At 60.2% G+C, this 11,554-nt stretch carries 12 protein-coding genes and 1 pseudogene; 8 read left to right on the plus strand and 5 right to left on the minus strand.

Annotation, left to right across the window (positions count from 1 at the left end; genetic code table 11):
* Nucleotides 1–1,369: pseudogene (locus tag T281_RS19145) on the plus strand (YfhO family protein); the annotation flags it as partial.
* Here T281_RS19145 and T281_RS13060 read toward each other — a convergent pair.
* The 5 genes from T281_RS13060 to T281_RS13080 all read right to left on the minus strand — a co-directional run bounded on the left by T281_RS13060 (nt 1,323) and on the right by T281_RS13080 (nt 5,427).
* Nucleotides 1,323–2,126 (minus strand): ChbG/HpnK family deacetylase, encoded by an 804-nt coding sequence (locus T281_RS13060; protein WP_037239793.1) that lies wholly within the window; start codon nt 2,124–2,126, stop codon nt 1,323–1,325. The pseudogene T281_RS19145 and the gene T281_RS13060 overlap by 47 nt on opposite strands.
* Before the next feature lie 168 nt (nt 2,127–2,294).
* Nucleotides 2,295–2,678 (minus strand): GtrA family protein, encoded by a 384-nt coding sequence (locus T281_RS13065; protein WP_013418449.1) that lies wholly within the window; start codon nt 2,676–2,678, stop codon nt 2,295–2,297.
* Nucleotides 2,678–3,709, minus strand: coding sequence for a glycosyltransferase family 2 protein (locus T281_RS13070; protein ID WP_037239796.1), 1,032 nt, complete (start codon nt 3,707–3,709; stop codon nt 2,678–2,680). The genes T281_RS13065 and T281_RS13070 overlap by 1 nt, the downstream gene beginning before the upstream one ends.
* 158 nt (nt 3,710–3,867) lie before the next feature.
* Nucleotides 3,868–4,992, minus strand: a complete 1,125-nt coding sequence (locus T281_RS13075; protein ID WP_037239799.1) for a YceI family protein — start codon at nt 4,990–4,992, stop codon at nt 3,868–3,870.
* Between the two features lie 15 nt (nt 4,993–5,007).
* Nucleotides 5,008–5,427, minus strand: a complete 420-nt coding sequence (locus tag T281_RS13080) for a VOC family protein (protein WP_037239801.1) — start codon at nt 5,425–5,427, stop codon at nt 5,008–5,010.
* A 478-nt stretch (nt 5,428–5,905) separates the two neighbouring features.
* Here T281_RS13080 and T281_RS13085 point away from each other — a divergent pair, with 478 nt between their 5' ends.
* The 7 genes from T281_RS13085 to T281_RS13115 all read left to right on the plus strand — a co-directional run.
* A complete protein-coding gene (locus T281_RS13085) occupies nt 5,906–6,481 on the plus strand; it encodes a cold-shock protein (RefSeq protein ID WP_013418453.1) in 576 nt (191 codons plus the stop codon).
* A gap of 99 nt (nt 6,482–6,580) precedes the next feature.
* Nucleotides 6,581–6,979 carry a DUF192 domain-containing protein gene (locus tag T281_RS13090; RefSeq protein ID WP_245269241.1) on the plus strand — a complete coding sequence of 133 codons (399 nt, stop codon included), beginning with the start codon at nt 6,581–6,583 and terminating at the stop codon, nt 6,977–6,979.
* Between the two features lie 73 nt (nt 6,980–7,052).
* Entirely contained in the window at nt 7,053–7,256 is a 204-nt protein-coding gene (locus T281_RS13095) for a hypothetical protein (protein WP_245269242.1), read from the plus strand.
* A 151-nt stretch (nt 7,257–7,407) separates the two neighbouring features.
* On the plus strand, nt 7,408–8,556 hold the full coding sequence (locus T281_RS17875; RefSeq protein ID WP_199502555.1) for a glycosyltransferase family 2 protein: 1,149 nt from the start codon (nt 7,408–7,410) through the stop codon (nt 8,554–8,556).
* A gap of 98 nt (nt 8,557–8,654) precedes the next feature.
* The gene (locus T281_RS13105) at nt 8,655–9,680 is read left to right on the plus strand and encodes an agmatine deiminase family protein (protein ID WP_037239806.1); all 1,026 of its coding nucleotides are present in this window, start codon (nt 8,655–8,657) and stop codon (nt 9,678–9,680) included.
* Nucleotides 9,680–10,534 carry an N-carbamoylputrescine amidase gene (aguB, locus tag T281_RS13110; protein ID WP_037239809.1) on the plus strand — a complete coding sequence of 285 codons (855 nt, stop codon included), beginning with the start codon at nt 9,680–9,682 and terminating at the stop codon, nt 10,532–10,534. The genes T281_RS13105 and aguB overlap by 1 nt, the downstream gene beginning before the upstream one ends.
* A gap of 39 nt (nt 10,535–10,573) precedes the next feature.
* Nucleotides 10,574–11,554 (plus strand): AAA family ATPase (locus T281_RS13115; protein ID WP_155955244.1); only part of this gene is annotated, 981 nt, incomplete at its 3' end.

An 11,554-nucleotide genomic window follows, 5' to 3' on the forward strand; every position in this document is an offset into this window, starting at 1 on the left:
GGGCCTTCTGCTTTACGCGCTCGGCCGCTACACGGGCGTTTTCACACTCCTCTATTATTATCTGCCGGGCGTGGACATGTTCCGCAGGCCCGCCGACGCGACCTATGCGCTCTGCGCCATGACGGCGATCCTCGGCGGTTACATGCTTCACCGTGTCCTCACCGGCGCGGATGAGTTCACGCGTGAGCAGACGAAGTGGCTCGCGTTCGGGATCGGGGGCTTGTGCGTCACGGGACTTGGTGTCGCGGCCTTCCATGAGCATTTTCGCGACGCGTTGGAGCCGGTGGCGATGGCGCTGGCCGTGTTCGCGGTCGGATGGGGGACGCTCGTCTTCGCGCGACGGCATGCAGCAGGGCAGGGCGCGTTGGCGGTCCTCGCGCTTGCCGGTTTCATGACGGCGGATCTCGTCATCAACAACGGTCCCAATCGCTCGACCGCGCTGCCGCCCTCCACCTATGACGAGTTGCTCGTAAATTCGAAGAACGAGACGCTCGCGCTGCTGAAGGAGCGGCTGTCGCAGCCTCCCGGATCGGCGCGGCGCGACCGCGTGGAACTCGTCGGTCTCGGCTTCGAATGGCCAAACACGAGCCTCGTACACGGCTTCGACCACTCGCTCGGATACAATCCACTGCGCATCGCGGAGTTCGTGGAGGCGATGGGCGATGTGGAAACGACCGCCGAAACCTATCAGCGCGACTTCACGCCGCTGTTCCCATCCTACCGTTCGACGCTCGCCGACATGATGGGCATTCGCTATATCGCCGTCGATGAGCCGGTCGAGCACCTCGACAAGCAGCTGAAGCCGGGCGATCTGAAGTTTGTCACGCATACGAACGACGCCTACGTCTATGAGAATCCGCGCGCGTTGCCGCGTGTGCTCTTCGCCTTCGACTGGCAACCCGCGAACTTCACGCAGCTCAAGAAGGATGGCCGCTGGCCCGTCTTCGATCCACGGCGCACGGTGCTGTTCCACGCAGAACGGCCGCAAATGGTCATCCTGCCGCCGAAACCCGTGTCCATGCCGGAGGCGCGGGCTGCGCTCCGAACCTATCAGAATACTGTCGTCGAGGTGGAGGTCGAAACGCCTGCGCCGGGCTTCGTCGTACTGAACGACAACTGGCATCCATGGTGGTTCGGAACCGTTGACGGCAAGCCGGCCGACATCTACCGCGCGAACGTGCTGTTCCGGGCGATCCAGGTGCCTGCGGGCAAGCATCTCGTGCGTTTTGAATTCAAGCCGGTGGAAGGCGCGATCAGGGAAGTCCGCGCGCGCCTCGAAGGGAAATCGCTGGAGCCGGGCCTGCCGCAGCGGACGCCGCGGATCAGGCCTGAGGCCAGCCTGCCGGTTGCGCCGAGGCCCGCTGGTTAAGCGCGGCGAAGGCTGGACTGCGCAGCCAGTCATACTCCCGGATGCGGGCGGCTCTGATGGGATCGCTGTCCGCGTCGCCGCCGCCGGGCTTGGCCACATGGCACATGATGAGAGGCCATGCGCCGGCCGCGCTGTCGAGCCATCCCTGCCAGAGTTGCGGAAGGCTCGCTTTCTCGGAGAAGTCGTAAACGCCTGCGAAATCCGTGTTGGTGATGTGGCCGTGCTCCTCGGCGAGCTTCGAGAGCCGCTCCGCCCCAGTTCGGGCGATCACGGTCGCCTTCGTGCCGCGCTTGATCTTCGGCGTGCAGATGCGGAGGCCGACGAGCCGCGCATTGCCTGCGTAACGGTCGGACAGCACGTCCACGAGAACCTCCGCCACGCCGGGAAGATGATGCACGTGCTGGTGGCCATCCACGAAATGCGGCGCTGCGCCCATGCCCTCCTCATAGATGAGAAGCTGCTTCGCGATGGCCTGACGCACGAGCTTGAGGTCGAGGCGGCGCGCATGGGACAAGGCGATGAGCGCCGACAGGCGATGGTTCGCCCTCTTCCCTTCCGCGAACGGACTGGTGAGGTCGAGATGCAGGCCGCGAGACAGCGGCGCGGTCCTCAGCGAGCGTGCCGCGACCATCCATCGCGGCGAAAGCACCATGGCGCTCGCGGCGGTCACGACACCCTTGTCGGCCAGTTCGAGGATCGCGGCGTCTACGCGGTCGTCCAGCGCGTAGTCGTCCGCGTTGATGATGATATTTTTCATGAGAGCTAGTGGTCCGATTGCGACATTTGCATCCGTTTGCGGCACCCTCGCGAGCAAATGTCGGAATCACAAGGACCACTAGCAACTTATTGATTCTAATGGAGTTCTGAATTTGATATTTGAGGAAAAGCTCGTGGCTGCCGGGACTCAAATGTCAAATTCGCTCCATTAGCCTTGCGGCTGAGCGAAGGCCCAGAGCTTCGAGAGGAGGAACGTGGCGACAGCGACACCCAAAATCACGGCCGCGAGCATTGGAAGATAATAGGTCGAGCCGAATACGCGCAAAAGCTCCGCGTAGGCGGCCTGATTGATCGCAAACCCGGCGAAAGCGACAGCGAAGAAGCGCCGCCTGGCCACGCCGAGGCTCTCACGGGACACGGGAAAGGTAAAGCGCGAATGGCCCGCGAAACTCACAAAGAAGGCCACGCCGAAACCGATCACGTTCGCGGCGAGCGGCGGCAGTAGGAGAAGTTCGACCACCAGCGCGACGACGCCAAGATGCGTGAGCGCGGCGGCACAGCCGACAGCGACGAAGATCGCGATCTGCCGCATTACGAATGCCTGCCCGGTTCGGTTTCGGAGGCCCGCGCGTCGGCGACGAAGGCAGACGCGTCATAGATGGGGGAGCCTGCATGCGGCGGCGACTTCACGCGACTGTCCTCCGCGACGATGTAGATCGGGCGCTGCTTGGCTTCCTCGAAGGTGCGTCCGAGATATTCCGCGATGACGCCGAGCGCCAGCAGTTGCACACCCGAAAGGAACATCATGCCGACGGCGAGCGTCGGCCAGCCTGGCACGCGGCCGCCCACTACGTAGTGCTCGAAAAGGAGGTAGCAGCCGTAAATAAAGGCGGTGCTCGATATGACGAGCCCGGTCAGCGAGACGAGGCGCAGCGGCACGACGCTGAACGACGTAAGCCCCGTGAAGGCGAGCTTGAAGAGCTGCCGCCAGGTGAATTTCGTCACGCCCGCGACGCGTGGCTCCGGCTGGAACGGCACGAGAACGGTGCGGAAACCGACCCAGGCGAAAAGCCCCTTCATCTGCCGGTTCCGCTCCGGTAGCGCGTTGATGGCATCGACCACCTTGCGGTCGATGAGCCGGAAGTCGCCAGCGTCTGGCGGAATCACGACATGGCTGCCCGCTTGCATCAGCCAGTAATACCCGGCCTTGAAACGGCGTTTCGTCCAGCTTTCGAGGCGCTCGTTTTGCACGCCTGCGACGACCTCAGCGCCTTCGCGCCATTTATCGAGGAACACCGAGATGAGGGCGGGGGGATGCTGGCCGTCCGAATCCATCAGGATGACGGCATCGCCCGCCGCTGTCCTGAGCCCCGCCGACAACGCAGCCTCCTTGCCGAAATTTCGCGAAAAGCGAACGTAGCGGAGCGAGGGCTGCTTCGCGCAAAGGTGGAGCATCACTTCGCGCGTGCCGTCCGTGCTGCCGTCGTCGATGACGACGATCTCATGCGCGAAGCCGGTATTTGTGAGCGCATGCAGAATGGAAGAGACGACGATGGGTAGCCCTTCGCTTTCATTATAGGCGGGAAGGACGACCGAGATCAGTGTGGGGCGGCGCGTATCCATGGACACTCTGACAAATGCGATTCTAGTGGCCCGATTCCAACATTTGCATCCTCGCGGCACCCCGCGCTCGCAAATGTCAAATTCGCTCCACTAGCGCAACTCACTTAGCTTATGACGCGCTCCACTGCAATCAATGGGCGTCGCGCCGCCACCTTCGCCTAATTGGTGAGCTTCAGAGCGGCAAGGTCGATCGAAAGCTTCACGTCCTTCTCGACCGCATAACCCGCGACCGATTGCGGGCCGACGCCGAATTCGAGGCGGTCGATGACCGTCTCGCCTTTCACGGATGCCGCGCCATTCGCCGCAGAAATCGAGAATGGCAGGGACACCGGCTTCGCCACACCCTTCATTGTGAGGCGTCCGGCGAGCACATATTTGCCCTTTCCGGCAGGCTTTGCGCCGCTCGCCACGAACTCGGCCGTGGGAAAGCGCGCCGGGTCGAAGAAGTCGGGCGACAGAAGCGCCTGGTCGACGTCGGCCTGACCGGTGTTCACGCTTCTCACGTCGATCAGGACGCGGACCGACGTCTGTTCGGGCAAGGCCGGATCGAACTCGACTTCCGATTTGAACGCCCTGAAGGTGCCTTTCGTGGTGAAGCCGCTGCCGGTCGCTTCGAAGGCAATCGCGCTCTTCTGCGGGTCAACGCTCCATTCGGTCGCCCGCGCATCGTCCGCGCCAAGGAGCGCAACCGAACCCGCAGCCATCACCGCGAGCGCCGCCGCTGCGCTACGGCCGAAAAAGCGCGGCGCCATGCGCGACCAGATGCCGTCACCCCTGATTGCGTGCCAGATCGTCGCCAGCACGTGCAAGCCGATCATCCCGGCAAGGCCGAAGGCCGCGAACTCATGCACTTCTTCAAGCGCGTGATGGATGCTCTTCTTTTCGTCCGGGCCGAGCGCCGCGAACCAGGGCAGGAGCGGGAAGGGTTGGCCGAACAGCAGCGAAGGCTTGTCCGAGGTCGAAATGAGCGCCCAGCCGGACACCGCGATCAGGAAGATGAGGCCGTAAAGCGCAAGATGGCCCAGCGCCGCGCCGAGCTTTTCCAGCCCCGACATGGCGGCGGGCTCGGGCGGCGTCGCCGTGAGCGCGCGCCACAGGACGCGGAGAACCATCAGCGCGAGGATCGTGAAGCCCAGCGACTTGTGAAGGTTGTAGGCCTGAATTTTCTCGACGACATTCTCGATGCCGCCCATCGTCCAGCCGAGATAGAGCATGAAAAGAATGAGGGCAGCGATCGCCCAATGCAGGACTTTCAGCCCTGCGGCATAGTCTTGACGTATCATGATGACACTGTCTCCTTACCACTTGCCGGTGTTCGGCAACGATGTCCAAGGTTCGGCGGGCGCGAGAGGCGCGCCTTTCTGCAAGAGTTCGATGGAAATGTTGTCCGGCGAACGAATGAATGCCATGTGCCCGTCTCGCGGCGGCCGGTTGATCGTCACGCCCGCGTCGGCGAGACGCTGGCATGTTTCGTATATATTTTCGACTTCGTAGGCAAGGTGCCCAAAATTGCGTCCCTCGCCGTACTCCTCCACGTCCCAATTATAAGTGAGTTCCACGAGCGCGCTCTCGTCTTCCGGCGCGGCGAGGAACACGAGGGTGTAGCGTCCCTCAGGCCGTTCGAGGCGGCGCACCTCCCGCAGGCCGAGCTTGTTGACATAGAAGTCGAGCGACTGATCGAGGTCCGTCACGCGGACCATGGTATGCAGATATTTCATTCGAGCCTCCAACTTGACCGTCATTTAAGCATGATCGCCCGCGCCGCAACCCGTTTGAGGGCTTAGGTTACAATCATGACCGTTATACAAATGCGTCTTTCAACAGGTGTGGATAGCGGGGGTCTGCAATCGCCATCGGAAGCCGCATGCCATTGATTCGCTGGCGGTGTCTGGGGTCAAGGATTCCTTTTCGCCGTCCGTCACCTATCAAGAAAGCCTCGCGAAAGGTCCGTCGCCGGAGGCCATGTGGATTTATGTCACATTTTTGTCAAAGTTTAACCCGGAATATCAATCACTTGCAGCGGTGAGGGCCGGTTGCAGGTAAGGCAGACCGCGTCGAGCGTTGGGGAAAGAGTTAATTTTCTCTAGCCTCGGTGGCGTGGAATGTTATGTTTCGGATGTGAGTTGGCGGGCGTTGAGGTCTTGGGCGAGATCTTTGCGGTCGCCACGTATTTTCAGTGAAGCGGGGGACTACAAAATGGGGGACAATTTACCTCCAACCATTACTTCGTTTAACGACATCGCAGAGCAACCAAGCATAGACGTCTTCGTGATCGCAGGCCACATCAAGTGGTTCGACGTGTCCAAGGGCTTCGGCTTCATCGTCCCTGACGGTGGTCTGCCCGACATCCTGATTCACGTCACCGTTCTGCGGCGGGACGGATATCAGACTGCGTATGAAGGCGCCCGAATTGTCTGCGAAGTCTTGCGGCGCGACCGTGGGCTTCAGGCGTTCCGTGTGATCGAGATGGACGAGAGTACCGCCATCCATCCCTCGCAACTGCCCCAGCGGACACACGTCCATGTGGTTCCGGAAAGCGATTGGCAACGGGCCATGGTGAAGTGGTTCAACCGTCTCAAGGGCTTCGGGTTTCTCACCCGCGGTGCCGGGACGGAAGACATCTTCGTCCATATGGAGACGCTCCGTCGCTTCGGGTTTGCCGAGCTTCGCCCTGGACAAATCGTTCAGGTGCGTTATGGGCATGGCGACAAGGGTCTCATGGCCGCGGAGCTTCGTCCCGACGGCACGATGGGCTACCCGTCCTCGCATTAAGGGATCATGACCCCAATGACCAAGGGTCGACCAAATATCACGAGGGCCGCGCTTGCGGCCCTTCTCTTTTTGAGCTCTCCTGTTCTCAGCCGGGCAATCATGGCGCCAGCATATGGAGACGTTCTTTTCAATCGGGCAAGCCTGACGATCGAGACTGCGAACGGGCCCGTGCTTCTGGATGTCGAAATCGCCGACACCGATCCGAAGCGCGAACAGGGACTCATGTTCCGCCGCTCGCTTTCCGAAAATCAGGGGATGATCTTCCTGTTCGGCCGGGAGCGCGAAATCACGATGTGGATGAAGAACACCTTCATTCCGCTCGACATGGTTTTCATCGGGGATGACTGGCGGGTCGTCTCCATCGCGCAGAACGCCGAGCCATTTTCAACCGACGTGATCTCCTCGCGCCGGTCCGCGTCTCGCGTGCTCGAAATCGGCGCAGGGCAGGCGAAGAAGCTCGGGCTCAAGGTTGGCGACCGCGTTTCACTGCAGAAGTGAGGCTATGATGATGCAGAACCGGCGGTTCAATCTCGAAAGAGAGAAGGCGCCTCCAATCAATTGGCGGCGTGGCATGATCCGGCTTTGGATCCTGGCGTCGGCGGCCTGGATCATGGGCTGGTCTCTCTATTTCGCCATCGAATTCATAAATGGCGAAACCCGGCAGGAGCTGCTCAGCATTCCGGTCGTGCTGTTCGGGCCGCCGCTGGCGCTGTTCCTTTTCGGTCTCGCCACGAGATGGGCCTTTCGCGGCTTCGAAACCGACGAACAAGCCTGAGCGTTAAGGCGGCGGAAGCATTCCGCCGCTCGTGCAAAGCTCGGTCGCGATGCACAGCGGAGCCTTTTGTTCCGTATGGAAGAGGTGCAACCGAATTTTTCGGTGAAGCACACTAAAGCTTGCATTTTAGCAAAAATTGAGAATGGGCGAAATGTCGACATTATTCGATAAGGACGATCTAAAAAACAGGGTGTGGGATGCGGGAGCGCCTTCTCTCGGCATCCAGGGCATTTTCGACACGATCTCGGGAATCGAAATCAAGGTTCCACTGGTCAGTGTTGTGATTTGTAATTACAATCAGGGAAAATATTCTAGAGATGCAATAGTCTCGGTTGCGCACCAAACTTATGTAGACTTCGAATGTATCGTCGTCGATGATTGCTCGACCGACGATTCTATATCACATATAGAAGCGGCGCTTGATGAGGTCGATGACCGGCGCTTCCGTTTCATCAAGCGACAGCAGAATGGCGGCCAGATGGCAGCCATGTTCACCGGCTTCGACGCGAGCTCGGGCCAATTCGTGGCGTTCCTTGATGCCGACGACGTGTGGCTGCCGTCCTTTCTGGAAAAACACGTTTGCTGTCATCTGAGCCCGGATGCGACCGCCGCATTGTCCTCGACGAATCTTGCCATGGTGGAAGCGGATTGCACCCTCATCTCCGGTGCGCAGTGGAGTCTCCCGCTCAGAATTCATCAGAGAGTGGATCGCGTCGCCATCTCGCACCCGAAACTGAAGAGGGAGATAGCGGAAAAGAACGACGATAGTCTCTGCTATTGCGTCGCTAACTTAGAGCAGTGGATTTGGGCGCCTACGTCCGGCCTCGTGTTTCGGAGGGCCGTGCTGGAAGTTATCCGGCCCGAGAATACGTGTGATTTTCGCATTTGTGCCGACCTCTATCTCGCGAGATTTGCTCATGTAATCGGCGGCACGATCTATTCACGGCAAGTGCATGGCGTCTACCGCCTTCACGGGGCCAATATGTTTGCCAAGCATGCGGTGTTCGGAGACGGTGTCGCTAATGGCCACATTCCTTTGGAGATAGAAGTCGCAACTCGCAGAACGATGGCGGAGAAGCTCTCTAGCGATCCCTTGCTTGCTAAACTCCTGGAAGGGAGGCCCGGCTATCGGGTCCGAATCCTGGGAAGGCTGCTCAAGAAAGATGCGAGGTACGTCCTGAACAATTCAAAGCTAAAGGGCGCCCTTCCTCGAAAGCTAATACGCAAGATGCGGCTTAAAGCCATGCTAGACAGGCTCAAGCTCGCTCTCCGCCTCGGCTTTAAGGCGAAGGAAAGGTAGACATTGCGAGGCCGCGCCGGTTTGCGGGATCGCTCAGCCTGTCGACTTGAACTCCTCCGCAAACGCTTTAGATGTTGGCGTCAGCGAAGGGGAGAGCAATGAGCGGCGAGACAATTTCGGTTCAGGCGGAGTGGGCGCCGCAAAGGGCGATCTGGACCGCGTGGCCCGCCGATCCGGATGAGTGGAACGGCGACTTGGCGACACCGCGCGCCGACGTAGCGGCCTTGGTGCGGACGCTCGCGGACGGCAATACGGTGCGGCTGCTGGTGAATGGCGCGGAAGCCGAGGCGTCGGCGCGCGCGGCGCTTGCCGGCGCGGCCGAAATCGTGCCCGCTCGCTACGGCGATATCTGGCTGCGCGATACCGGACCGATTTTCGCGTGCCGTTCGGATAGCGCCGGTACAAGCGAAAAGGTTGCCCTGCGCTTCGCAACCAACAGTTGGGGCGGCAAATTCGACCTGCCGGACGACGCAACCGTTGGCGACGAGATCGCGCGGCTCGCGGGCGCGCCTGTGCGTCGCTTCGATTTCGTGCTGGAAGGCGGCGCCATCGACCACGACGGCCTGGGCACCGTGCTCACCACGCGCCAGACCACGCTCAACCCCAACCGCAACGGCTGGACGCGACCCGAGGCCGAGGCGGCGCTCGCGACCGCGCTCGGCGCGAAAAAAATCATCTGGATCGACGAGGGTCTGGCGAACGACCACACCGATGGCCATATCGACAACATAGCGCGGTTCGTCGCGCCGGGCGTCGTCGTCTGCCAAGCGCCAGCAGGCGACGACGATCCGAACGCTGCGACGCTCGACGCCATCGCGGCGACGCTCGAAGGGGCAACGGACGCAAGCGGCGCCAAGCTCGATGTGGTGCGTGTGCCGGGCGTCGGCCGCTACCGCAACGCCATCGGCGAGATTTCGCCCGCGTCACACATGAATTTCATCATCGCGAACGGCGTCGTCGTGGTTCCCGTTTACAGCACAGCAACCGAAGACGCCGCACTTGGCGCGCTCCGCGAGGTGTTCCCCGGCCGCCGCGTCATCGGCGTGCCCTCGCGCGGGCTCCTCGGCTTCGGCGACGCGGGCGGCGGCTCATTCCATTGCATCACCCAACAGGAACCGGCGTAATGGCAAAGCTTACGGTTGCGGCGATCCAGACCGCCTATGGCCCGGACATCGCGGAGAATATCGCGAAAACGGAACTCTTCGTGCGCGAGGCGGCCGCGCTCGATGCGCAGATCGTGCTGCCGTCGGAGCTGTTTCAGGGCATCTATTTCTGCTCGCGACAAGACCCGAAATGGTTCGCCACGGCCTACCCGACGCGTGAGCACCCCTGCGTCCGCGCGCTCGCAAAGCTCGCCGGGGAACTTGGGCTGGTGATCCCGATCTCCTTCTTCGAGAAGGACGGCCCCGCCTATTACAACAGCGTCGCCATCGCGGACGCGGACGGCGAGGTGCTCGGCGTCTATCGCAAGAGCCATATCCCGGACGGCCCCGGCTATCAGGAAAAATATTACTTCCGCCCCGGCAACACCGGCTTCAAGGCGTGGAAGACGCGCTTCGCGACCATCGGCGTCGGCATCTGCTGGGACCAGTGGTTCCCCGAGGCCGCGCGCGCCATGGCGCTACAGGGCGCGGACGTGCTGTTCTACCCCACCGCCATCGGGTCCGAGCCCTACGACACCGCGCTCGACACGCACCGCCGCTGGCAGCGCGCGATGCAGGGCCACGCTGTGTCGAACGTCATCCCCGTGGTGGCGGCGAACCGCATCGGGCTCGAGGATAATGACGGCGCGGTGCAGCGCTTCTACGGCCACAGCTTCATCGCCGACCACACGGGCGAGTTCGTCGCGGATTTCGGCGACGCGGACGAGGGCATGCTGGTGGCAAGCTTCGACCTCGCGGAGATCGAGGAATACCGCGCCGACTGGGGGTTTTTCCGCGACCGGCGCGCCGGGCTTTATGGCGGGTTGGTAGAGTAACGGTCCATTTCTATTAATTAAGGCTGTGTTAACAATATTATGGAGGAAATTTTGCGTATATCCAGCATAAAATTAATAGAATTTCGTAAATTCTCCGATTTAGAAATCCGTGATATTCCAGTGACAGCTCGACTTGTTATTTTGGCCGGACCTAACGGTTCTGGGAAGTCGTCTTTGTTCGATGCGTTTCTGATCCGCTACAGAATTGAGAACTATGGTCACAATAGAGACCTAAGGTACTATAACAGATCGCATGAATCCGACGAGAATTGGAGGCGCAGAGTCGCCGTCGGTACTCATGGCGACGTTCCTCTCCGCCGAGGTTCGGTTTATGTGAGGACTGCGCATAGGCACGATCCAGAATTCTCGATGAGTTCGATTTCCAGGCAAGGTGCAATACTGGATAATCTTGCTCTCCAAAAACTGATCGAATCTGATGCAACTGTGAGCCTTAACTACGCAAGGTTAGCCTCCCAAGCGATGGAGGACGTCTTTGTCAACGAGGATGTCAACACGACCATGGGCGCATATCGCGACAAGCTCATTGGTGAATGTCGCGAGCCATTGAAGCGGTTGTTCCCTGATCTGACTTTTATCGGAGTGGGAAACCCGCTCGACCAAGGTACCTTCCAGTTCGACAAAGGTTCGTCGAGAGGGTTCGACTATAAAAATTTGTCCGGCGGTGAGAAAGCCGCATTCGATCTCATTTTAGATTTCGTGGTCAAGCGCAGGGTTTACACGGATGCAATTTATTGTATCGATGAACCTGAAATTCACATGAATACCAAAGTCCAAGGCGCTTTGCTCGGAGAATTGATAGAGCTTCTGCCCGGGCAATCGCAGCTATGGATTGGATCCCATTCAATTGGCATGATGCGAAAAGCACGTGAAATGTATGATGCCGATCCTAGCTCCGTTGTTTTTCTGGATTTTGGTGAACACGACTTCGATCAACCCGTTGTGATGACGCCTTCGAAGCCGAATCGATTGTTCTGGCAGAAAATCATGCATGTTGCCCTA

It is taken from the genome of Rhodomicrobium udaipurense JA643, assembly GCF_000636015.1.
GTDB classification, from domain to species: Bacteria; Pseudomonadota; Alphaproteobacteria; order Rhizobiales; family Rhodomicrobiaceae; genus Rhodomicrobium; species Rhodomicrobium udaipurense.